Below are 23,304 nucleotides of genomic sequence, written 5' to 3'. Positions count from 1 at the left end.
GAGTCAAACGCTAATGGATCATCTCTACGCCCTGCTCGATGCCAACCAGACCTTCGCCCTCAATGGTCGCGGCACCACCAACCACTGCCCCATGGCGTTGCACGCCCTGCACGAGATGGGGGCCAGCCCCCGGCAGTTGCAGCACTTCTTTACCCATTGGCAGACCACTCAAGCCTTGCCCGCCGGGGAGAACAACCATGGCGAAGAGGAGGAGACCCGCTTCGTGGCACTGCGCCAGCAACTGCTGGCCCGATTCGCCGAAGAGGGCTGGCTGCCATGCTTCGAAGAGCTGTTGGCGCAGCGTTTCTCCCCGGCAGGAAGTGCCTTTCATCCCCTCATCCGCTTCGCCTGTGCGCTGGAAAACGGCCACTTGGGGGAGCAGGCGGCGGCGCTGGCCGCCTGGCAGTGCAAGGCCCTGATCCTGCCTGTCGGAACGAGTGCCCCCTGCCGGGACGTCACCCACCTGCTGGCGGGGCTGGCGGCCCATTGGGAGGGGTCGCGCTGGGAGGGAGAGTGGATCACCGCCCGCCTGCGGCAGGTGGCGGCCGATCCCCGCTGGCCGGACGCGCTGCCGCAAAGCCTCGATAACGGGGAAGATGGGCTGGCACAGCTGGCCGAGGCCGCCCTGCCCCTCTACTGGCAGACCGGCAATTTCACCGTCTTGCATCTGGTGACCGGCAGCCGGGCCGCCGCCATCGTCGCGCGCCACCTGCCAGCGGTGCTCAAAGCGCCCTGGCAGAGCCTGATGTGGCAGGCGGTGGCCGCCGCCTACATCACCGTCGGGGCGCCAAGGTTGCAGTTCCAGCGCTGGCCGGATATGACCGGGCTGGATTGGGCGCAGGTGCTGCCGCGGGCAATCGAGAGCCTGGACGACCATGTGATCAAGCTGGTGCACTGCTGCTGGCGGGAGCAGGACCGCTCGCCCCATTATCTGGCGATCGCCGCCCGCACTGTGGGGTTGCTGGATGCGGCGTCTCGCCCTCAACGTCCCTAAGGCGCCACTACCCGGGTAAAATCGATGGTGGGACAGCTGGGCGCCAAACCCCGGGTCAGCCTCAGCGGCTGGACACGGTAGCTGAGCCGGTAGCTGCCCGGCTGCGACAGATCGTAGGCCTGCGCCAGATCCGCATCGGCATGGCTCTGCTCCCCCGGTCCCAGCAGGAGGAAGTCGCCATCACCGGGCGCGCCACGCTTGGCAAGCGGTCCCCGGTAAGGCAACGGCCTGCCATCTCGGGTGAGGTCGATGGCATCGGCAAACCACCCCTCGAAGGGGGTGAACCAGGTCAATACCTCGAGTGGCCCCTCCCCCTTGTTGGTCAAGGTCATCACCAGGGGCAGTGGCTCGTTCACCCCGCTCTCGGCGCTGACCGACAGTTCGCACTGCAAGGGGGCCAGCGCCAGGGTGGTGAGCAAGAGTGTCATCATGGTGCCTCCGTCAAAAAAGGGGCCATCCGGCCCCTGCTTACGACTCAGTTTTCGCTCGGGGTATTCTCGGCGAAGTACTCGTGGTTGTCGGCGTTGTTCAGCGCCTTGACCGGGTCCGTGCTCGCCAGATTGCGGGCATTGGCCTGACCGTAACCCAGATCGTCGGTGCCCGCCACCACGTTGAAGTGGCTCAGTTCGTGGACTATGGTGCCGGCGCGGGAATCTGTCCCGGTGACGGGTGCCGTCCAGAAGCTCTTGCACAGGTAGACCTTGTAGGGCTGATCCGGATAGACGTAGGCAAAGTAGCTCTGCTTGCAGCCGCAGTCGAAGGTGAGCGGCTTGTTGTCGATGGCATCCTTGATCTTGCTGAAGTGGGTCTCGGCCTGGTTCCAGCGAGAGGTGTCATAGGCGCCAAACCAGCTGCGGTAACGCTGGCCATCGGGCTTGTCCACCGCCAGATAGCTGCTGGAGTTGTTGGTGATGCCGCTGGCGGCATCGAGCGCGGTGAGGATGTCGCTCTTCTGGGTGTTGCTGCAGCGGCCGCTGAAACTGACCGAGGCGGTCACCGCCTGGGGCTCGGCCACCGCCGCCTTGGCGAGCACCCGCTCGTCAGCCATCCCTTCCACCCACAGGGTCACGACATTGGATTCGCTCCCCTGGGCCTGCTTGGCCTTGGCGGCCTTCGCCTCCTGTGGCAGCGTCGGCAACCGGTAACGGATGCTGTACTGGCCCTGGGCACTCATGTCGTAGAGACCGGAAACCTCCGCCTGCAGCGTCAGGCTCTGGCCAGCCTTGAGCAACTGGAAGTCCTTGTCGGTTGGCGCCGCCCGCTTGATCAGAGCCCCCTCGTAGCCGACCTTCTCGCCGTCGCGCTCCACAAGGAACAGAGGGGCATCTTCGCTGCCCGGCAGCTGCCACTTGAGCAGGCGGATGGGCTTGTCACCCGTGTTGGTCAGGGTCAGGTTGACCCGCACATCGTCGGTGCTGCCATCCACCAGGGTGAGCCTGGCGTCGAGCCCGGCGGCGCAGAGCGGAGAGGCCAGCACGCTGGCCAGCAGCAGGGCAAGGGGGGTTGCTTTCATCATGTTTCCTCATTCATTGAGTAGCGCCATCAGGCGGTTTGCTTCCATATGGCCCTCTTTGGGGCCAAACCACCCTAGAGCAGAACGTCTGCGTCACCATCTCACCATATGGGTGACGTCCCCCATCAGAGGGGGACAGCCGGACAAACCATTCAATTGCGACGAAAATAGCCGAGGCAGCACACCGGAACGGGCCCCCTTCCCGTCGTTCATCCTGCCGACACAGCCATTCTCGCTGGCGGCCGGCCATCAAAAACCCCGGCACTGGGCCGGGGTAATGAGAGAGGCATGAGCCTCAGGGCTCAGATCAGGCTCAGCCTTCGGCCAGGAGCGCCAGGGCGGGCTGGGCATTGCCCGGCACCAGACGGTAGGCCTTGTGGTGCTTGACCAGGGTGCTCTTCTTGTCACCCTGGCTCAGCAGCAACCCCTGCTTGAAGGCCGCCTCGGCCAGCTGTTTTTCATCCCCGCGCACATAGAGGGTAAGAGGCTTCACCAGCTCTCCCCCCTCGATATGGCCCTGATACTCGCTGGCGGAGATGACCAGGCTGGACTGGCCCTGGCTCAGCAGCCGCTGCTTGGCGCTCAGTTCACTGTCGGTAAACACCAGCCAACCCGCGCTCTCCAGCTCGGCGACCAGGGTGGCGAGCCTGGCGCCCAACTGCCCGGGCTCTGCCATGGCCCGGCCATACTGGCAGACGATGCGCGACAGCAGTCCCTTGAGATCGGCCCCGGCCCCCAGGGTGCGACCCAGCTGCACCCAGGTTTTCAAGTCCTCCATCACCAGGCGGGAGAAGCGTTTCTCCTTGAGGGAGTCCGCCATCCAGGTGCAGAGGAAGTGGCTCTCTTGCGCCGGGGTACGCTTGCCCGCCTTCTGCTCTGCAGTGCGGGCCAGCTCGGCCAGGCTCTGGGTGGCCATGTCGAGCAGGGCCTCATTGTAATCTTGCGGGTTCTTGACTGGCGGGGTCATCGCACGTCCTCTGGGTGATCGGTAAACAGCATCAAGGCGCCAACGGCGCCTTGAGTCGGGAGCCAAGGTTCCCCTGCATCATCTTGTCCGCTTACTTCGACTGACGAGGCTTCTTGGCGGCCGCCAGACGCTTGAGACGCTGGCCCTGCAGCTTGGCCTCGGCCATCACCTGGGCGGCGGCGTTGTCTTCCCGCTGCGGGCGCTTGCCGAAACGGCGGCGCTCCTGCAACTGCTTGATCAGCTCGTCACGGCTGCTCACCTCGTAGCCCGGCACCATGATGCGGCGGATCTTCTGGCCGATCAGCGCCTCGATCTCCAGCAGGGTGCGCTCCTCCTCGCGGCTGACGAAGGAGACGGCCATGCCGCTCTTGCCGGCGCGGCCGGTGCGGCCGATGCGGTGGACGTAATCTTCCGCCAGGAAGGGCAGATCGTAGTTGACCACGTACTGCAGATCCGGGATGTCCAGACCACGGGCGGCCACTTCGGTGGCCACCAGCACCCGCACCTTGCCTTCCATGAACTCGCGCAGGGCGCGGCGACGGCTGCCCTGGGCCTTCTCGCCATGGACCACGGCGGACTTGATGCCGTCGAGGTTCAGCTCTTCCACCAGCACGTCACAGCTCTCGCGGGTACTGGCGAACACCAGCACCTGTTGCCAGTTCTGCTTGCCGATGAGCTCGGAGAGCAGCTCGCGCTTGCGCTTCTGCTCCACCGGATAGACGGTGTGGCTGACGGTATCGGCGGTGGAGTTCTGCTTGTTGACGCTGATGATCTGCGGTCTGTCCAGCATCAGGTTGGCCAGCTTCTTCACGGCGTCGGAGAAGGTGGCGGAGAACAGCAGGTTCTGACGGGTCTTGTTCACAGCCTGCAGGATCTGCTGCACATCGGCGCTGAAGCCCATGTCGAGGATGCGATCCGCTTCGTCCAGCACCAGGGTCTCGACACCGGAGAGGCTGAGGTTGCAGGCGGTCAGGTGCTCGAGCAGGCGGCCCGGGGTCGCCACTATGATGTGCGCACCCGCCTTGAGTTTGCGAGCCTGCACATCCTGCTTGCCACCGCCGACCAGGGTCAGCACGCTGATGTCCAGATACTTGGCGAAGTCGTTGATGTTGCTCGCCACCTGGGCGGCCAGCTCACGGGTCGGGGTCAGGATCAGCACCCGGGCGTTGGAAGGCTGGGCCGGGGCCGGGTTATCCACCAGACGTTGCAGTATGGGCAGCGCAAAGGCCGCCGTCTTGCCGGTCCCGGTCTGGGCGCTGGCCAGCACGTCGCTGCCACGGCGAATGGTCGGGATCGCCTGGTGCTGCACAGGGGTCATCTCCTGATAACCGCACTCTGAGACGGCACGCAAAATCTCGGGGGCAAAATCGAACGATTCAAATCTCATAATGGGTTCCTGTGTTCCAGCTGAGCTGTAGTTGGCTTAAGTGGCCTGGGCCGGCGTGTGGCACGGCCTCGGCGAGGCTTGGGGCCAAGGACGGCTGGGTCTGACATGACGTCAGAAGATGAGCCGGAAAATGGCGGGCGCGAAGTGTAACAGATAGGCATCAGGATTTCCGCCTCAAATGGCCTGTATTTTTACGCCACCGGGGCGAGCCGCCTGACCGGGCGGCTCGGGGAGAAGGGACGGGCGGCAGGCCCGTCCCCCTCTCAACTCAGCGCGCTCTCTTGGCCGAGCGCCTGAACAGCCGCATGCCGATGGCGGCCACGGCGATGACGAAGAGGGCGAAGGAGGTCACCAGCAGGCACTTGGTCAGCAGTTCATGGTGGTCAGCCAGCAGCGGCGTCGCCATCATGAACTTGCCGACCATGCTGAGGGCCAGGGCCCAGAGGAAGGCGCTGGCAAAGCTGCTCATGGCCACCCGCAGCAGGTTCAGGCGGGAGATCCCCATCAGCATGGGCGTCAGCACCCTGACGAAGGGGATGAAACGGGAGACGAACATGGCCCAGAAGCCATAGCGATCGAGCAGCCGGGAGGCGCGGGGCAGGCTGCCTTCCGGGATCACCCGCTCCACCTGTCCCATGAAGCGTGTGCCATGGAGCGCATGGCCCTGCCAATACGCCATCACGCTGCCGATGCCGGCGGCCAGGGGTAGATAGAGGAACACCACTTCGGGCCCGAGCACTCCCATGCCCACCAGACCACCGGCCAGCAGCACCAGGCTGTCCCCCGGCAGCGGCAAAAAGACGAAACTCGATTCCAGAAAGAGGATCACCACCAGACAGGTGACGAGCAGACCGACCGCCTGCAGTTGTATTAATTGCTCAAAGTCCTGATGCCATATGGCAAGCAGCATGTCCTGCATCTGGTATGACTCCCATCATCGTAATGCGCATCCGTCATGACGGCCCAAAGGCCCGGTCTGGCCACCCCTCCCTGGTACCACCCCCATAAGTTCCTGCGGGAGGCCCGTTATACACCCGGGGAACTGAACAATAAATTAATGTCTGCCATTTATGTGGATACGCCGTCATCCGGCACCGGCAACCCGGTGCGCTGGCGGCAAGGTTGCCTCGCCACCAGAGCCCCCTCGGGTCTGCACCGTAAAATGGCAAAGAATATAGTCAGTTGGCACCAGGGCGGGCTGCCATGACGGTAGAAAAACCGTTACAGTGTAAGGACTCCTCAGTGGACGAGGAGGTCCATGGAGCTAGGTATGGCGCATCCCCCCTCTTCTCATCTTCATGCAGGCATGCTTCTGCTGAGCGGGCTCGGACTCTTCAGCCAGACCGCCCAGGCCAATGACGGGGCCCTCGTCCAGCAGCGGGCCAATGCGGTCGTCTCTCTGATGAGCTTCACTGTGGTGCCGGACATCACCGCCAGCAACCTGGACATAGGGGGCGGCACCAACGAAAGCTCGGCCCTGACCATCACCCAGCTCGGCGGCGGCGCCACCATGAGCGAGGGCTTCCCCATCTATCTGGAGGGCACCCTGGGCTACAGCCGCTACGATCCCCAGTTCGTGTTTACCGACGGTAACGAGAGCCGCACCATCCCCACCAAATGGAACAGCCTGAGCGCCACCGGCGGCATCGGCTGGGACTTCAGCCTGCACCGCGACCGCTTTGGCGGCAACCTGGTGCTGCGCCCCATCGCCAACTTCACCCTGGGCACGGTGGCAAGCGATCTGCGCATCGGTGCCGCCTTGCTCCAGTACAGGACGGGCAGGAACCTCGACTTCCTCGACGGCGGCCGGCTCAATGTGTATGGCCTGGGGGGATCCCTGATGCTCGACTACGAGCTCTTCTCCAAGCCACAGGACATAGATGTCGAGCTGCGCTACTCCTATCAGCATCTGCAGAGCTTCACCGGCACCGCCGACAGCATCACGGGGCAGGCCGAGGCGGAGAACCTCGGGCTCTACCTGCGTCGCCGGGCTCCACTCTTCACCTGGACCCTGATGGATCGCCCGCTGCGCTATGTGCTGGAGGGCGCCAGAACCGAGTACCTGGGAGAGCAGCGCGGCCTGCTCGGCTTCAACAGCCTCAACTCCCTGGGCCTTGGCCTCGAGCTCGACAGCAGCAAGTACGACATCTTTATCACCCGGACCCGGCTGGTGGCCCGCTATATGTTCAGCCACAACACCAGCGGCTACTCCCTTGGGCTGGCGATGAGTTTCTAATGGCGCAGGATCCCGCGAAGGAGACAGCATGATGAACCTGACCCAGGAGCAGATTGACGACCTGCTCGCCACCTTGCAGGCCCGCTTTGAGCAGCACCCGCAGCGTCACGAGGGGATCCCCTGGTCACAGGTGCGCACCAGGCTGGACACCAACCCGCAGTCGTTGCCCTCGCTCCATGAGATGGAGCGCAGCGGCGGTGAACCCGATGTCATCGGCCAGGACACGCGGACCGGGCAGTTCATCTTCTGTGACTGCAGCGCCGAGAGCCCAACCGGGCGCCGAAGCCTCTGCTATGACAACGCCGCGCTGGAATCCAGGAAGGAGAACAGGCCGGTGGGCTCTGCGACCGAGATGGCCGAGCAGATGGGCATCACGCTGCTGACGGAAGCCGAGTATCGAGCGCTTCAGACGCTCGGCTGCTTCGATGCCAAGACATCGAGCTGGATCGAGACCCCAGAGGCGATAAGGGAACTCGGAGGAGCCCTGTTCTGCGATCGCCGCTACGACAGCGTCTTCCTCTACCACAACGGCGCCCAGTCCTACTATGCCGCCAGGGGCTTTCGCGGCAGCCTGCGGGTCTAGGCATTCCAGATGCTGTGGTGCCTTGGTGTTGCGCACGGCGGGTAAAGGGGACAACAAGGGGAACCGGTTTTGGGGATGCAACCGCTTCCCCAAATACCAGGGCATCATCTCGGTGTGAGCATCAGACTCCCTCCCTAGAAAACCCATCCACCGGTACTCAATCACCGCACAAACAGTTTGGCGACGACTTTCAATCACGAAAAAGGGCGGCCCATTGGCCGCCCTTGTTCTCTCTGATTGTCAGCGAATGGTCGCCATCTTTCTGACGCAGGCCTGTTCCCTGTCATCCACCCGCTTGGCGAACCAGGCGGTGGTGAGGTTTCGGGTGATCTTGGGACTTTTCAGCTGGATGCCGGGCAGTACGGCGCGGGGTTGGCGCTTGCCCGCCTGCTTGTCGGCCAGGGTAAAGACCCTGTGATAGAGGTCGGTCTGGGCAAAGTCGGCACTGTCCCCCTTGAGCAGGCTCTGGTGGATGGCCTGCTTGCTCATGTTGACGCGGCTGGCGATGCTGTGCACCGCGAGCTCGGTCTTGCCGGGCAGGTCGGAGTCGTAGCGAACCAGATCCCCGTCCAGGGCCAGGGGCTTGCCGCTGATCCGGCTCACCGCGGCCTGGAAGGCGGCGTTGCGGCTCGCATACCAGCCTGCATTGAAGTCGGCAAAACGGTAGAGGGTGTCCGGGTAGTCGGCGGGATAGCCGAAGATGTGTTTGGTGCCAAACCAGATGCCGCCGCGACGGGTGAACACCTCGTGGCGGATGGACTCCTTGACCGGATAGGGGTAGCCGCGGGCGTTGGCCTCGGCGAAGGCGATGCTCACCTGCATGGGGCCGCCGGTGCGCACCGGATTGAGGTTGCCAAAGAGCTGCCTGCCCATGGGCACGGCCCCTATCATGTCCTCGAAGATCTCGCTCATCTCCCGCTCGGTGCGAAGGGCATCGATGCGCGCGGCGTAGGATTTGCCAGTAGGAGACTTGATGGAGAGGGCGGTGCGTACCACGAACTCGGGGATGAGCAGCTTGGCCGCCCGGGCATTGATCTCCTTCCAGGCTATCTTGCCAAGGCCGGGCACCACGGGATCCGCCTGATAGGTGGCCTCCTGCTCCGCCACCGCCAGCACCGAGCAGACATTGTGATCGCTCACCGTCAGCCCCTGGGTGCTGAGCGCCGTCACCACGTCGTTGGCCCAGCCCGGCTTGTCTTGTACCTGGCGCGGCAGGAAGCGCACTATGCGGCTCTTCATGTCCGCAGGCTTGCGCGGCTGCATGGCCCTGGGTTGCTTGGCGATGACGGCGGCCTCCTCGGCTGTAGGAGCGGTCGGTTCACTGGCGCAGCCCGCCAGCACGGCGGCAGCCAGCAGTGCACAGAGGCGCCAGGGGGCGAAGGATAAGGGGTGAGAGGGGATCATGAGGGCTTCCGATAAAGTGCGGGTGCGGGCCCCTCATCCCGGATGAGGGGCCCCGAATGCAAACAGGTGGTCATTGTAGTGGATGGCACGGGCAATCTGAAGGCAGCAGGACGGCCGGGGCCCAGCGCTGCGGCACCCTCTGGCGTCATCACGCCAGCTCGACCCGGTTGCGCCCCAGGTGCTTGGCCCGGTAGAGCGCGAGATCGGTGCGCTTGACCAGTGTCTCGACCGTCTCCCCCGCCTGGCCGATGCCGACGGCGATGCTCACGGTGAACCTCACCTCCTCGCAGGCGACCAGGGCCTCGGTGGCGACTCTTATCTGCTCCGCCAGTGCCCGGGCCTTGTCGCTCAGCATGCCGGGCAGCCAGATGGCGAACTCCTCGCCTCCCAGGCGCGCCACCACCCCCTCCGGCGGGCAGTGCTGACACAGCAAGGCGCTGAACTCCTGCAGCACATTGTCACCTATGCCATGGCCGTAGCGATCGTTGATCTGCTTGAAGTGATCGAGATCCAGCAGCAGCAACGGCGTCCCCTGATCCAGATGGGCCTCCAGCACGGCGCGAAACGCACGGCGATTGGAGAGGCCCGTCAGTTCGTCGGACATGGCGAGCGAGGCCAGCCGGGTCTGGACGCCATACATCTGTTGCACCATCAGCAGCACGCCCCAGGCCGTGGCCAGCATGCCGAGGGTGCGCAGGCTGTCCTCGACGGTGGAGAGCCACCAGGGCTGGAAGTAGGCCTCGTCCACCAGATCTATGGTCCCCGACACCAGCCAGCCTCCCAGACCTGCGCAGAGAAACAGGTAGGTACGGTTCGAGATCTGGGCACACTGCACCACCCAGAACATGAACAGCAGGGTCAGTACGTTGATGGCCTCGGCCAGGGCGCCGATGGTGTAGAGGTGATGTTCGGGCAGGCGCGCGAAGCTCGCGGCATCCAGGCCCCCCGTCAGCAGCAGCAGGCAGGGCAGGATCAGCAGGGCGAGGCGGCGGCCAGGGGAGAGCGAGAAGAACCGGGCGGGGTGTACGGATAACCTGAGGGGAGTCTTCATCATTGTTATGGCTCCAAACCTGCACTTCCTCTGTCCCAGACGGCTGCACCCAGCCGCCAGCTCCCGATGAACCGCAAGGCCAATCCTGGTTGCGCGGCGCTCGTATTGTGAACCGACTTTTCCATAAAAAACAATCCCCTCACCACATTGGTGAAGGGATCAAGATATCAATTTGCGCTGTGCGCCGCTGGCTAACTCCCGGCACAGGCTGCGTGGAGGGCGTCCTTCACGGGGCAGACCTCATCCTAGTCCCGCCCGCCCCTCAGGCACTCTGGCGCAGGGCGCGGATCTGGGCGGCGCCATTGATCACCGCCTGCAAGGAGGCGTTGACCACGTCACGGCCTATGGCCACCCCGCACATCCGGGTACCGTCGACGCTCAGCAGCACATAGGCGGCGGCGCGGGATTCGGTGCCGGCGCTTAAGGCATGTTCGGAGTAGTCCAGCACGTCTATGTGCATGCCGGTCTGGCGCTCCCAGCCGTTGACCAGGGCCGTGATGGCCCCCTCCCCCTCACCGCAGAGCTGCAAGCTGCCGTCCGGGGTCTGCAGCTCGAGGCGCAGGGTCTCCTGGCTGTCGTGGCCGAGCTGGAAGCGGCCGATGCGATAACCGTGCAACGGCTCGAGGTAGTGCTGCTCGAACAGGGCGCGGATCTGCTCCGGGCTGATTTCGCTGCTGCTCGCCTCGGCCTGGGCCTGAACCCGGCGGCTGAAGTCAATCTGCAACCAGCGCGGCAGTTGCAGGCCGAGGTCGCGCTCCAGCAGATAGGTGACCCCTCCCTTGCCGGACTGGCTGTTGATGCGGATCACCGCCTCGTAGCTGCGGCCAAGATCGGCGGGATCGATCGGCAGATAGGCCACATCCCAGTAGTGATCGGGCTTCTCTGCCGCCAGGGACTTGCGGATGGCGTCCTGGTGGCTGCCGGAGAACGCCGTGTAGACCAGCTCGCCGGCATAGGGGTGACGCGGGTGCAGGGCAATCTGGGTGCAGGCTCCCACGGTCGCGACTATGGCGTCCATGTCAGAGAGATCCAGCTCGGGATCGATGCCCTGGCTGTAGAGGTTCATGGCCATGGTGACTATGTCCATGTTGCCAGTGCGCTCGCCATTGCCAAGCAGGGTGCCCTCGATGCGATCCGCTCCCGCCAGCACCGCCAGCTCGGCGGCGGCCACCCCGCAGCCCCGATCGTTGTGGGTGTGGATGGAGATGCTCACCTCGGGGCGCGCCTTCAAGTGGCGGCAGAACCACTCCACCTGATCCGCGAACACGTTGGGGGTGCTCACCTCCACAGTAGCGGGGAGGTTGAGGATCATGGGGCGGCAGGCCGATCGCCACTGGTCGATGACGGCGTCACACACCTCCACCGCAAACTCCACCTCTGTGCTGCTGAAGCTCTCCGGCGAGTACTGGAAGCTCCACTCGGTGCCGGGGTTGCGGGCCGCGTACTCCCGTACCCAGCGCGCCCCCTGCACGGCGATGGCCTTGACCCCTTCCCTTCCTGAGTTGAACACATAGTTGCGCTGGGTCGGGTTGACCGAGTTGTAGACGTGGACGATGGCCCGCTTGGCCCCCTTGAGGGATTCGAAGGTGCGGGCGATGAGATCCTCCCGGGCCTGCACCAGCACCTGGATGGTGACGTCGTCGGGAATGAGATTGCGCTCGATGAGTTCGCGCACGAAGTCGAAGTCCGGCTGGGAGGCGGCGGGGAAGCCCACCTCGATGTGCTTGAAGCCGATGTGCACCATCAGCGCCCACATCTGCAGCTTCTGGGCCACCGTCATGGGCTCGACCAGCGCCTGGTTGCCGTCCCGCAGATCCACGGCGCACCAGAGCGGCGCGCGCTCAAGCACCCGGTTCGGCCACTGTCTGTCCGCCAGAGCGATGACGGGGGCCGGGCGGTATTTGCGATGATCGAAGCTCATATTCAGATTCCCTTGGCAGATATGCTGAGGCGCCAGGCGACCGGGCAGGTAACAGAGGGGCAAGGAGGGGGAGCGGGCTGGCGCGATAACGCTGACCCTGACTGGCGGTGCGGCGGTTACCCCACAGCCGGTTTCCATTGGTCCCTATCGGTGGAAGGGGCCTGCCAGGCTGGCGCGATAACGCTGGCCCTGATCCTCTCGCAACCCTCTGGCACTGAATGCTTGCCGGTGCGGACGACCTTGTTTGCTCACGCATGTGATGAGAAACCAGTATAGGGAGGCGTTCGGGGTGAGTGATTGCGAAGATTGTTGTCAATGGCATCAAATAGGAAACTTATGATTACATTTAGCCAATTTAAGGGTGTTAATCACCCTTGCTTCTCGCTGTTTACGCCACCCCGTGCATGAGGTGGTGATGCGCCAGGGATCCGCCGCCCCCACCAAAAGAAACACCCCGCCATCGCTGGCGGGGTGTTGTCAGGCTTGCATCCAGGGCTGGAAGCCGCCCTGGCCGCGCGCACCTTAGCGGTGCTTGACCTTATGGTGCAGCTCCTGCACCGAGTTCACGTTGGCGGTGGCATCGACGCTGATGGCCATGCAGGTGGCGAAGGCCGCGTGCAGCGTGGTGGTGTAGGCCACCTTGTGCTGCAGGGCGCCGCGGCGCAGCTGCTTGGAATCCTGAATCGCCTGACGGCCCTCGGCGGTGTTCACTATGTAGGTGTACTCGCCATTCTTGATGCGATCCAGAATGTGCGGACGGCCTTCATGCACCTTGTTCACCAGACGCGGGTTGATGCTCGCTTCACCTAAGGTCACCGCGGTGCCGTGGGTGGCGTCGAGGTCATAACCCAGCTCCAGCAGCTTGGCGGCCAGGTTGACCACCCGCTCCTTGTCGCCGTGGCGCACGGAGAGCAGGGCGCGGCCTTCGCTCGGCACCTGGTGGCCGGCACCCAGCTGCGCCTTGGCATAGGCCTCGGCGAAGCTGCTGCCCACCCCCATCACCTCGCCGGTGGAGCGCATTTCCGGCCCCAGCAGCGGGTCGACACCCGGGAACTTGGCAAAGGGCAGCACCACCTCTTTCACCGAGTAGTAGGGCGGGATGATCTCGGTGGTGAAACCTTGATCCTGCAGGCTCTGACCGGCCATGACCCGGGCGGCGATCTTCGCCAGCGGCGCGCCGGTGGCCTTGGAGACAAAGGGCACGGTCCGGGCGGCACGGGGGTTCACCTCGATGAGGTAGATCTCGTTGTCCTTGACCGCGAACTGCACGTTCATCAGGCCGACCACGCCGAGCTCCAGGGCCAGCTTGCGCACCTGCTCGCGCATCTCGTCCTGGATGGCCTTGGACAGGGTGTAGGGCGGCAGGGAGCAGGCTGAGTCACCGGAGTGGATACCGGCCTGCTCGATGTGCTCCATGATACCGCCGATGACCACGTCCACGCCGTCACAGATGGCGTCCACGTCCACCTCGGTGGCGTCGTCCAGGAAGCGGTCCAGCAGTACCGGCGATTCGTTGGAGACGCTCACGGCTTCCGCGAAGTAGCGGCGCAGATCCTGCTCGTCATAGACGATTTCCATGGCGCGGCCACCCAGCACGTAGGAGGGGCGAACCACCAGCGGGTAGGTGATGCGGGCGGCTACCTGCACCGCCTGCTCCAGGGCAGTGACGGTGCCGTTTTCCGGCTGCTTGAGGCCGAGGCGCTCGACGGCGGACTGGAAGCGCTCGCGGTCTTCGGCGCGGTCGATGGCGTCCGGGCTGGTGCCGATGACAGGCACGCCGTTCGCTTCCAGGGCACGGGCAAGCTTGAGCGGGGTCTGGCCGCCGTACTGGACGATGACGCCCTTGGGCTGCTCGACCCGCACGATTTCCAGCACGTCCTCCAGGGTCACCGGCTCGAAGTAGAGACGGTCGGAGGTGTCGTAGTCGGTGGAGACGGTCTCCGGGTTGCAGTTGACCATGATGGTCTCGTAACCGTCTTCGCGCAGGGCCAGGGCCGCATGCACGCAGCAGTAGTCGAACTCGATGCCCTGACCGATGCGGTTCGGGCCGCCGCCGATGATCATGATCTTGTCGCGATTGGTCGGCGCCGCTTCGCACTCCTCGTCATAGCTGGAGTACATGTAGGCGGTGTTGGTGGCGAACTCGGCGGCGCAGGTATCGACCCGCTTGTAGACCGGGAAGATGTTGTGGCGGGCACGGGCCTTGCGCACCTCGCCCTCGGCCACGCCGAGGATCTTGGCCAGACGGGCGTCGGCGAAGCCCTTGCGCTTCAGGGTGCGCAGGAAGTCTGCGTCCAGGCCAGCCATGCCGCGCTCTTTCACCTGCTCTTCCAGCTTCACCAGCTCTTCAATCTGCACCAGGAACCAGGGGTCAATCTTGGTCAGCTTGAAGATGCCGTCCATGGAGAGACCGGCGCGGAACGCATCGGCGATGTACCAGATCCGGTCACAACCGGCATCCTGTAGCTCGTGGCGGATGCGGGTCAGGGAGTCGGGGGTATTGAGATCCACCATGGGGTCGAAGCCGGTCTTGCCGGTCTCGAGGCTGCGCAGCGCCTTGTGCAGGGACTCCTGGAAGTTGCGGCCAATGGCCATCACTTCACCCACGGACTTCATCTGGGTGGTGAGACGGTCGTTGGCACCGGCAAACTTCTCGAAGTTGAAGCGCGGGATCTTGGTGACCACGTAGTCGATGGCCGGCTCGAAGGAGGCCGGGGTACGACCGCCGGTGATGTCGTTCATCAGCTCGTCCAGGGTGTAACCGATGGCGAGCTTGGCGGCGATCTTGGCGATGGGGAAACCGGTCGCCTTGGAGGCGAGCGCGGAGGAGCGGGACACCCGCGGGTTCATCTCGATGATGACCATGCGGCCATCTTTCGGGTTGATGCCGAACTGGACGTTGGAGCCGCCGGTCTCGACGCCGATCTCGCGCAGCACCGCCATGGAGGCGTTGCGCATCAGCTGGTACTCCTTGTCGGTCAGCGTCTGGGCTGGCGCGACCGTGATGGAGTCACCGGTGTGGATGCCCATGGGATCGAAGTTTTCGATGGCGCAGACGATGATGCAGTTGTCGTTGCGATCCCGCACCACTTCCATCTCGTACTCTTTCCAGCCGATCAGGGACTCATCGATGAGCAGCTCCTTGGTCGGGGAGAGATCCAGGCCACGCTCGCAGATCTCGACGAACTCTTCGGTGTTGTAGGCGATGCCGCCGCCCGAACCACCCATGGTGAAGGAGGGACGGATGATGCAGGGGAAGCCGACCATCTGCTGTACCTTCCACGCCTCTTCCATGTTGTGGGCGATGCCAGCACGGGGGCACTCCAGGCCGATGCTCTTCATGGCGATGTCGAAGCGACGACGATCTTCCGCCTTGTCGATGGCATCGGCAGTGGCACCTATCATCTCCACACCGAACTCCGCCAGCACGCCGTGCTTCTCCAGATCCAGCGCGCAGTTGAGCGCGGTCTGGCCACCCATGGTGGGCAGCACGGCATCCGGACGCTCTTTCTTGATGATCTCGCGCACCACTTCCCAGGTGATGGGCTCGATGTAGGTGGCGTCCGCCATCTCGGGGTCGGTCATGATGGTGGCCGGGTTGGAGTTCACCAGGATGACGCGGTATCCCTCCTCGCGCAGAGCCTTGCAGGCCTGGGCTCCGGAGTAGTCGAATTCGCAGGCCTGACCGATGACGATGGGGCCGGCGCCGAGGATCAGGATGCTCTGTAGGTCGTTACGTTTTGGCATGGCTCTCTTTATCCTCTTAGGCGCGATACTGCTTAATCAATTCAATAAAGTGGTCGAACAGACCGGCACAATCGTGGGGGCCCGGGCTCGCTTCGGGGTGACCCTGGAAGCTGAAGGCCGGACGATCGGTGCGGTGGATGCCCTGGAGCGACCCGTCGAACAGGGAGACGTGAGTGGCACGCAGGCAATCCGGCAGGCTGTTCTCGTCCACCGCAAAGCCGTGGTTCTGGGCGGTGATCATGACGGTGTTGTCGTCCAGGCTCTTCACCGGGTGGTTGGCACCGTGGTGACCGAACTTCATCTTGACTGTCTTGGCGCCGGAGGCCAGACCCAGCAGCTGGTGACCCAGGCAGATGCCGAACACCGGGGTATTGGTGCCAAGGAAGGTCTTGATGGCCTCGATGGCGTAGTCGCACGGCTCGGGGTCACCGGGGCCGTTGGAGAGGAAGATGCCATCCGGGTTCATCGCCAGCACTTCGGCGGCCGGGGTCTTGGCCGGCACCACGGTCAGGCGGCAGCCACGGTCCACCAGCATGCGCAGGATGTTGCGCTTGACGCCGAAGTCGTAGGCCACCACATGGTACTTGAGCTCATCGGCCGCCGGGGTGACGTGCCCCTTGCCGAGCTGCCAGCTCCCTTCGCTCCAGTTGTAAGACTCGGAAACGGTCACTTCCTTGGCCAGGTCCATCCCCTTCAGACCGGGGAAGGCGCGGGCCTGGCTCAGGGCATGGGCTTCATCGAGTTGCTTGCCGGCCAGGATGCAACCGGCCTGGGCACCCTTCTCCCGCAGGATGCGGGTCAGTTTGCGGGTGTCGATGTCGGCGATGCCAACGATGTTGTGGGACTTGAGGTAATCGGAGAGGGATTGCTGATTGCGGAAATTGGAGGCAAGTATCGGAAGGTCCCGGATGATCAATCCCTGCGCGTGGATTTGACTGGACTCTTCATCTTCGCTGTTGGTGCCGGTGTTGCCTATATGGGGGTAAGTGAGGGTGACTATCTGACGGGAATAAGAGGGATCGGTGAGGATTTCCTGATAGCCCGTCATCGACGTATTGAAAACCACTTCACCAACGGAACATCCCTCGGCGCCTATCGACACGCCTTTGAACACAGTTCCATCTTCCAGCACTAGCAATGCAGTGTGATTCAAGACAACCTCCAGTTATTTAGCTTTAAATTCAGCAATTTACCTGGGTGTTGCGGGTCCGGACGCTGTTTGAAACAGGGCTCAAACCCGGCAGATTTCTGGCAAATTGGGCGCATTCTACTTAAAAACGATCTCATTTCAACGTCTTTATCTCGTTTGAAATGCATCTAAATTCAATAAACAAGCAACATTACCCATTATCTATGCACTAAGGCGCTTTGCAACCCCCTCCCCAAAAAGAAAAGCCAAAACCCGAAACAAAAGCACCCACCCATGCCACCTGGCAGACAAAAATCGATATTTTATCTTTAATAAACAGACGAGTATGAATTTAAAAAACAAACAACGAAAGCCAAAAAGTGCCATTTGGCGATAGAAAGCTGACTCCAAAAAATAGAAAACGTTTTTCTTTGATTGCATTTTTAGTCTGTTTGACCGGGTGTGAAAAAAGCGGGCTACAGGGAAGATTGAGACCCGTTCCCGTTACCCTCTGATGACATTTTTGTCGCAGGAGTGTGGCGAAGAAATGGGAAGGGGGCGATTTAGGCAGGTTCGCCACAAAAGTGGTGCTTAACGCTTGTTTTTACAAAAACCATAAACAAAACCCCGGCGAGCCGGGGTCTGACAACCAGATCGGGGAGAGGAGAGTCCTGGTCGGGCTCCCGCTGTGCCCTATTTGAGGTCGAGTACGTCCTGCATGTTGTAGAGACCCGCCCCCTGCTGGCCGAGCCACTTGCCCGCCCGCACGGCGCCATTGGCAAACGTCAGGCGGCTCGAGGCCTTGTGGCTTATCTCCACCCGCTCGCCGATGTCGGCAAACATGACGGTGTGCTCCCCCACCAGATCCCCGGCGCGGATGGTGGCAAAGCCGATGGTGTTGCGATCCCGCTCCCCGGTGATCCCCTCGCGGCCATAGACGGCGCACTCCTTGAGATCCCGGCCCAGGGTTTTCGCCACCACTTCCCCCATGGAGAGCGCGGTGCCGGACGGCGCATCCACCTTGTGTCTATGGTGCCCCTCGATGATCTCGATGTCGGTGTAATCCCCCATCACCTTGGCGGCCTGCTCCAGCAGCTTGAACACCAGGTTGACGCCAACCGAGTAGTTGGACGCGAACACGATGCCGATCTGCTTGCCCGCCTCGTGCAGCGCGGCCTTGCCTGCGTCATCAAAGCCGGTGGTGCCTATCACCATCTGCTTGCCATGGGCCAGGGCGAAGGCCAGGTTGGCCAGGGTCACCTCGGGGCGGGTGAAGTCGATGATGAGATCAAACTCGTCCCGCACCTTGTCCAGGCTGTCACTGATGATGACCCCAAGCCGGCCCAGGCCATTGAGTTCACCCGCATCCAGGCCTATCACGGCAGAGCCGGGTCGCTCCAGCGCCGCACCGACCACCACGCCCTCGGCGTTGGTGATGGCTTCCAGCAGCACCTTTCCCATACGACCATTACAGCCCATCACGGCCACACGGATCGGATTGTCCATCTCCACCCTCTCATCTCTTTATTATGGAAAGAGACCGTTTTACCAGCCCGCGCCGGCTTTGAAAAGCCCTCCGTGACCGTCGTCTCGGTGCCGCCATATCAACAATAAATTATGATTAACTCCGAATAATTGACGGATTTAATCAGCACATCAGAATCACAAAAGAAAAAGGCCCATCCATCTGGACGTCTATCTTGACCAGATGCCCCCGACTCACTACTGTAAGCCCCCCATAGCGGCAGGATGCCTACCCTGTGTCCGAACATATCCGGGCCAACACAGGCTGCGACAGGAGGTCATTGTTCAAGTTTCGAGGAACACATGATCCAGACCCAACCCAGTGCCAGAGCCCTGCTGCCCCTTCTGGTCTTTCTTGCTCTCTTCATCGGTACCGGCACCTGGCTGACCCTGCAGGGGGTCGAGTTCGCCTTCTACCAGCTGCCCGCCCCCGTGGCCGCCCTGCCCGCCGTCATGCTGGCGCTGATGCTGGGCAAGGAGGGCTTCAACAAGAACCTTGAGACCTTCTTCAAGGGGGTGGGTGACAGCAACATCATGGCCATGTGCCTCATCTATCTGCTGGCGGGCGCCTTCGCCACCGTGGCCAAGGCCACCGGCGGGGTGGATGCCACCGTCGCCCTCGGCCTCTCCCTGATCCCGGGCTGGTTCCTGCTGCCGGGGCTGTTCCTCATCTCCGCCTTCATTGCCACCGCCATGGGCACCTCCATGGGCACCATAGGGGCAGTGGCCCCCGTGGCCCTCGGTGTCGCCCAGGCCACCGGCATCGATCCCGTGCTGATGGCGGGCACCATTCTCTCCGGCGCCATGTTCGGCGACAACCTCTCCATCATCTCGGACACCACCATAGCGGCGACCCGCAGCCAGGGCTGCGAGATGAAGGACAAGTTCCGCGAGAACGTCAAGATTGCCGCCCCCGCCGCCGTGCTGGTGATCCTGCTCTACCTGCTGCTGGGCTCCACCGGTGAGGCCCCCGCCGCCAACGCCAGCGCTGATCTGCTCAAGGTGATGCCCTACCTGCTGATCCTGGTACTGGCACTCGGTGGCATGAACGTCTTCGTGGTGCTCGGTCTTGGCATCCTGGCCGCCGGTGGCGTTGGCATGATCGGAGGCTATCCCCTCGGCCAGTTCAGCAAGGACATCTACCAGGGCTTCACCAGCATGCAGGAGATCTTCCTGCTCTCCATGCTCATCGGCGGTCTCGGCGCCCTGATGGAGCGCCAGGGAGGCCTTGCCTGGATCAGCGCCCGCATCGCCGCCCTCATCGCCCGCTTCACCCGTGCCCACGACGGCGAGCAAAACGAGAAGGCGGCCGAGCTCGGCATCGCCGGCGTGGTGGGACTGACCAACCTCTGCACCGCCAACAACACGGTCGCCATCATAGTGGCGAGCAAGGTGGCCAGGGATCTCGCGGATCATCACGGGGTCACCCCGCGCCGCGCCGCCTCCATGCTAGACATCTTCTCCTGCGTGGTGCAGGGCCTCATCCCCTGGGGCGCCCAGGCGCTGCTGCTGGGCTCCATCTTCGCCCTCTCGCCGCTGGCCGTGGTGAGCATGAGCTTCTACCCCATGGCGCTGGCCCTGGCCGCCATCGTGGCCGTCTTCCTCAAGCACCAGACGGGCGCTGTGGCCCCCGCCGCCCAGCGCGTCTGACATCTGACCTTCGGGGCCGCCTCGCCGGCGGCCCTGCTATCGACTTTTCATCCCGTCAGCCCCTTGCTAAGGTAGCCCCAGCCCATCCTCGCCAAGGAGTCCCCATGCCGGATACCCAACCCGAACGCCAAAGCCTGCGCCAGCTCATACGCCAGCGCAGAAAGAGCCTGAGTCAGGCCGAGCAGCAGGCGGCGGCCCAGCAGCTGGTCCTTCGCTTCCAGCAGCATACCGAGATCCTGGCGGCCAGGCGCATCGCCCTCTATCTGGCCAATGACGGCGAGCTCGATCCCCTGCCCGCCATTCACTGGCTCTGGAGCCAGCGCAAGGAGGTCTACCTGCCGGTGCTGCACCCCTTCACCCCGGGTCACCTGCTCTTCTTGCGCTACACCGCCACCAGCCCCATGACCCGCAACCGCTATGGCATCGCCGAGCCCGAACTCGATGTGCAGCAGGTGCTGCCCCACAGCATGCTGGATCTCATCTGCACCCCGCTGGTGGCCTTCGATGCCGAGGGCAACCGGCTCGGCATGGGGGGCGGCTATTACGATCGCACCCTGGCCTGCTGGCACGAACACGGGCTGGGCCCAAGTCCCCTGGGACTCGCCCACGACTGCCAGCAGGTGGACGCCGTGCCCCAGGCGCAGTGGGACGTGCCGCTGCCCCAGATCATCACCCCCAGCCGCAGCTGGCACTTTGGATGACCCTGACGGGGAGCTCGGCCCCCCTCGGTTCAATAAACAGGCAAACGATTTACATCTTGGGGCTTTTTGCCCCGGAACGTGACCGCCATGGTCGCTCTGGACAGGATGCTTGGATATAATGCGCCCGCTTTTTCCATAAGGATCCATCATGACTCAAGATGAAATGAAGAAGGCGGCCGGTTGGGCTGCGCTCAAATACGTGGTACCCGGCACCATCGTCGGGGTGGGCACCGGCTCTACCGTCAATCACTTCATCGACGCACTGGCGACCATGAAGGACGAGATCAAGGGCGCGGTATCGAGCTCCATCGCCTCCACCGAGCGCCTCAAGGGGTTCGGCATCCCGGTGTTTGATCTCAACGACATCGATGCCCTCTCCGTCTACGTGGATGGTGCCGACGAGATCAACGGGACCCGCGACATGATCAAGGGGGGCGGCGCCGCCCTGACCCGCGAGAAGATAGTCGCCGCCGTGGCCGACCAGTTCATCTGCATCATCGACAACACCAAGACCGTCGAGGTGCTGGGCCAGTTCCCGCTGCCGGTGGAGGTGATCCCCATGGCCCGCGAATACGTGGCCCGCGAGATCAGGAAGCTGGGTGGCAACCCGGTCTGGCGTGAGGGTGTGGTGACCGACAACGGCAACATCATTCTGGACGTTAAGGGCATGGCTATCACAGACGCCAAAGGGCTGGAAGTGCAGCTCAACGCCATCGTCGGCGTGGTCACCAACGGCCTGTTCGCCCACCGCGGCGCCGACGTGGTACTGATCGGCACTCCGGATGGGGTCGTCACCCAATAAGGCATCTGCCATGGTTGGCGTGGTCACCAACGATCTATCTTCCGCCCACCGCGGCGCCGACGTGGTACTGATCGGTACTCCGGATGGGGTCGTCACCCAATAAGGCATCTGCCATGGTTGGCGTGGTCACCAACGATCTATCTTCCGCCCATCGCGGCGTCGATGTGGTGCTGATCGGCACGCCAGAGGGCGTAGTCACGCAATAAGGCTGACTGCGGGGTCACCAGACCCCCATTTTTGCCCCCGCAAATGGACAACGGCGCCTGATGGCGCCGTTTCTATTTATGGCTCAATGGGTTGCACCAAACAGGCTGCAAAAAACGTTGATAACTTCAAAGAATTTGACTTTCGTCACAAATATTCCCTCTCCCAAACGTTTTTGCTACTTTACGGTTTTCTTCACACTGCAAGCCTGAACGCATTTTTCAAACAATAGAGGGAACGTCATGACAGCCAAGTTTTCGCTGGACAAGGATAAGATCAAAGTACTGCTGCTGGAGGGAGTGCATCCCAACACGGTAGAGACCTTTCGGGCAGCCGGCTACACCAATGTTGAGTATCTGAAGACCTCACTGTCGGAAGAGGAGCTGATCGAGCGCATTCGTGACGTGCATTTCGTGGGCCTGCGTTCACGCACCCAGATCACCGAGAAGGTGCTGGATGCCGCCGGCAAGCTGGTGGCCATCGGCTGCTTCTGCATCGGCACCAACCAGGTTTCCCTGGATGCCGCCCATGTGCGCGGCATTCCCGTCTTCAACGCCCCCTTCTCCAACACCCGCTCCGTGGCCGAACTGGTGCTGGGGGAGATACTGCTGCTGCTGCGCGGCATCCCCGAGAAGAACGCCAAATGCCATCGCGGCGTCTGGGAGAAGCTCGCCAACCGCAGCGTCGAAGCTCGCGGCAAGAAGCTCGGCATCATAGGCTACGGCCACATCGGCACCCAGCTTGGCATCATCGCCGAGATGATCGGCATGAAGGTCTACTACTACGACATCGAGAACAAGCTCTCGCTGGGCAACGCCATCCAGGTGCCGAACCTGGTGGAGCTGCTCAACATGTCTGACGTCATCAGCCTGCACGTGCCGGAGACCGCCTCCACCAAGGATCTCATCGGCGCCGAACAGCTGCGCATGATGAAACCGGGCGCCATCTTCATCAACGCCTCCCGCGGTACCGTGGTGGACATCGATGCCCTGGCCGACGTCATCAAGAGCGGTCACCTCTCCGGCGCCGCCATCGACGTCTTCCCGAGCGAGCCCAAGTCCAACGACGAGGAGTTCCTGACCCCGCTGCGCGGCCTGGACAACGTGATCCTGACCCCCCATATCGGCGGTTCGACGCAAGAGGCCCAGGAGAACATAGGTCTGGAAGTGGCCAACAAGCTGGTCAAGTACTCCGACAACGGCTCCACCCTCTCCGCCGTCAACTTCCCGGAAGTCTCCCTGCCGGGCCACAAGGGCTCCAGCCGCCTGCTGCACATCCACCGCAACCAGCCCGGCGTGATGAACCAGATCAACCAGATCTTCGCCGACGAGGGGATCAACATCGCCGGCCAGTACCTGCAGACCAGCAGCGAGATCGGCTATGTGGTGATCGACGTGGAAACCGAGCACAGCGAGAAGGCGCTCTCCCGTCTCAAGGAGATCAACGGCACCATACGTGCCCGGATCCTGCACTGATGCCCTGAGCCCGGCG

The 23,304-nt window shown here is 63.0% G+C and carries 18 protein-coding genes; 7 read left to right on the top strand and 11 right to left on the bottom strand.

Annotation, left to right across the window (positions count from 1 at the left end):
* Window positions 1–13 precede the first annotated feature (13 nt).
* Window positions 14–994, top strand: a complete 981-nt coding sequence (locus tag AAHB08_RS13380) for a questin oxidase family protein (protein WP_342059200.1) — start codon at window positions 14–16, stop codon at window positions 992–994.
* Here the strand turns inward: AAHB08_RS13380 and AAHB08_RS13375 are convergent.
* The 5 genes from AAHB08_RS13375 to AAHB08_RS13355 all read right to left on the bottom strand — a co-directional run bounded on the left by AAHB08_RS13375 (window position 991) and on the right by AAHB08_RS13355 (window position 5,780).
* Window positions 991–1,425 (bottom strand): protease, encoded by a 435-nt coding sequence (locus tag AAHB08_RS13375; RefSeq protein WP_342059199.1) that lies wholly within the window; start codon window positions 1,423–1,425, stop codon window positions 991–993. The genes AAHB08_RS13380 and AAHB08_RS13375 overlap by 4 nt on opposite strands.
* Before the next feature lie 44 nt (window positions 1,426–1,469).
* Entirely contained in the window at window positions 1,470–2,510 is a 1,041-nt protein-coding gene (locus tag AAHB08_RS13370) for a M35 family metallo-endopeptidase (protein ID WP_342059198.1), read from the bottom strand.
* Between the two features lie 310 nt (window positions 2,511–2,820).
* Window positions 2,821–3,474 (bottom strand): DUF2913 family protein, encoded by a 654-nt coding sequence (locus AAHB08_RS13365; protein ID WP_342059197.1) that lies wholly within the window; start codon window positions 3,472–3,474, stop codon window positions 2,821–2,823.
* Between the two features lie 91 nt (window positions 3,475–3,565).
* Window positions 3,566–4,861, bottom strand: a complete 1,296-nt coding sequence (locus tag AAHB08_RS13360) for a DEAD/DEAH box helicase (protein ID WP_342059196.1) — start codon at window positions 4,859–4,861, stop codon at window positions 3,566–3,568.
* 268 nt (window positions 4,862–5,129) lie between these two features.
* Window positions 5,130–5,780 (bottom strand): DedA family protein, encoded by a 651-nt coding sequence (locus AAHB08_RS13355; protein ID WP_139436690.1) that lies wholly within the window; start codon window positions 5,778–5,780, stop codon window positions 5,130–5,132.
* A gap of 351 nt (window positions 5,781–6,131) precedes the next feature.
* On the opposite strand from AAHB08_RS13355, the gene AAHB08_RS13350 reads away from it, so the two are divergent.
* Together AAHB08_RS13350 and AAHB08_RS13345 are read left to right on the top strand one after the other, a co-directional pair.
* Window positions 6,132–7,097, top strand: coding sequence for a hypothetical protein (locus tag AAHB08_RS13350; protein ID WP_342059195.1), 966 nt, complete (start codon window positions 6,132–6,134; stop codon window positions 7,095–7,097).
* A gap of 28 nt (window positions 7,098–7,125) precedes the next feature.
* On the top strand, window positions 7,126–7,680 hold the full coding sequence (locus tag AAHB08_RS13345) for a DUF4256 domain-containing protein (RefSeq protein ID WP_342059194.1): 555 nt from the start codon (window positions 7,126–7,128) through the stop codon (window positions 7,678–7,680).
* Between the two features lie 240 nt (window positions 7,681–7,920).
* Here the strand turns inward: AAHB08_RS13345 and AAHB08_RS13340 are convergent, their stop codons facing one another.
* From AAHB08_RS13340 to dapB, 6 genes are all read right to left on the bottom strand, one after another.
* The gene (locus AAHB08_RS13340; protein WP_342059193.1) at window positions 7,921–9,084 is read right to left on the bottom strand and encodes a DUF1615 domain-containing protein; all 1,164 of its coding nucleotides are present in this window, start codon (window positions 9,082–9,084) and stop codon (window positions 7,921–7,923) included.
* 148 nt (window positions 9,085–9,232) lie between these two features.
* Window positions 9,233–10,138 carry a GGDEF domain-containing protein gene (locus tag AAHB08_RS13335; RefSeq protein WP_202046060.1) on the bottom strand — a complete coding sequence of 302 codons (906 nt, stop codon included), beginning with the start codon at window positions 10,136–10,138 and terminating at the stop codon, window positions 9,233–9,235.
* A gap of 259 nt (window positions 10,139–10,397) precedes the next feature.
* Window positions 10,398–12,056 (bottom strand): 2-isopropylmalate synthase, encoded by a 1,659-nt coding sequence (gene leuA, locus AAHB08_RS13330; RefSeq protein ID WP_342059192.1) that lies wholly within the window; start codon window positions 12,054–12,056, stop codon window positions 10,398–10,400.
* Window positions 12,057–12,578: 522 nt separating this feature from the next.
* Window positions 12,579–15,803 carry a carbamoyl-phosphate synthase large subunit gene (gene carB / locus AAHB08_RS13325; RefSeq protein WP_139436677.1) on the bottom strand — a complete coding sequence of 1,075 codons (3,225 nt, stop codon included), beginning with the start codon at window positions 15,801–15,803 and terminating at the stop codon, window positions 12,579–12,581.
* A gap of 16 nt (window positions 15,804–15,819) precedes the next feature.
* Window positions 15,820–16,956: a glutamine-hydrolyzing carbamoyl-phosphate synthase small subunit gene (carA, locus tag AAHB08_RS13320; protein WP_342059191.1), complete on the bottom strand. Its 1,137-nt coding sequence runs from the start codon at window positions 16,954–16,956 to the stop codon at window positions 15,820–15,822.
* A gap of 669 nt (window positions 16,957–17,625) precedes the next feature.
* The gene (gene dapB, locus AAHB08_RS13315) at window positions 17,626–18,438 is read right to left on the bottom strand and encodes a 4-hydroxy-tetrahydrodipicolinate reductase (protein ID WP_319918091.1); all 813 of its coding nucleotides are present in this window, start codon (window positions 18,436–18,438) and stop codon (window positions 17,626–17,628) included.
* 321 nt (window positions 18,439–18,759) lie between these two features.
* Here dapB and AAHB08_RS13310 point away from each other — a divergent pair, with 321 nt between their 5' ends.
* The 4 genes from AAHB08_RS13310 (at window position 18,760) to serA (ending at window position 23,288) form a co-directional block, all read left to right on the top strand.
* Window positions 18,760–20,106 (top strand): Na+/H+ antiporter NhaC family protein, encoded by a 1,347-nt coding sequence (locus AAHB08_RS13310; RefSeq protein ID WP_139436671.1) that lies wholly within the window; start codon window positions 18,760–18,762, stop codon window positions 20,104–20,106.
* 104 nt (window positions 20,107–20,210) lie between these two features.
* Complete coding sequence (locus AAHB08_RS13305; RefSeq protein WP_342059190.1) at window positions 20,211–20,807, top strand: 5-formyltetrahydrofolate cyclo-ligase; 597 nt, start codon at window positions 20,211–20,213, stop codon at window positions 20,805–20,807.
* A gap of 148 nt (window positions 20,808–20,955) precedes the next feature.
* On the top strand, window positions 20,956–21,609 hold the full coding sequence (rpiA, locus tag AAHB08_RS13300) for a ribose-5-phosphate isomerase RpiA (RefSeq protein WP_025327396.1): 654 nt from the start codon (window positions 20,956–20,958) through the stop codon (window positions 21,607–21,609).
* Between the two features lie 446 nt (window positions 21,610–22,055).
* Complete coding sequence (gene serA / locus AAHB08_RS13285) at window positions 22,056–23,288, top strand: phosphoglycerate dehydrogenase (protein ID WP_025327397.1); 1,233 nt, start codon at window positions 22,056–22,058, stop codon at window positions 23,286–23,288.
* Window positions 23,289–23,304: the final 16 nt, after the last annotated feature.

Source organism: Aeromonas sp. OTU364, assembly GCF_038440395.1.
GTDB lineage: Bacteria > Pseudomonadota > Gammaproteobacteria > Enterobacterales > Aeromonadaceae > Aeromonas.
The sequence above is the reverse complement of the archived record's forward strand: the minus strand, read 5'-3'. Positions and strand labels throughout refer to the sequence as shown.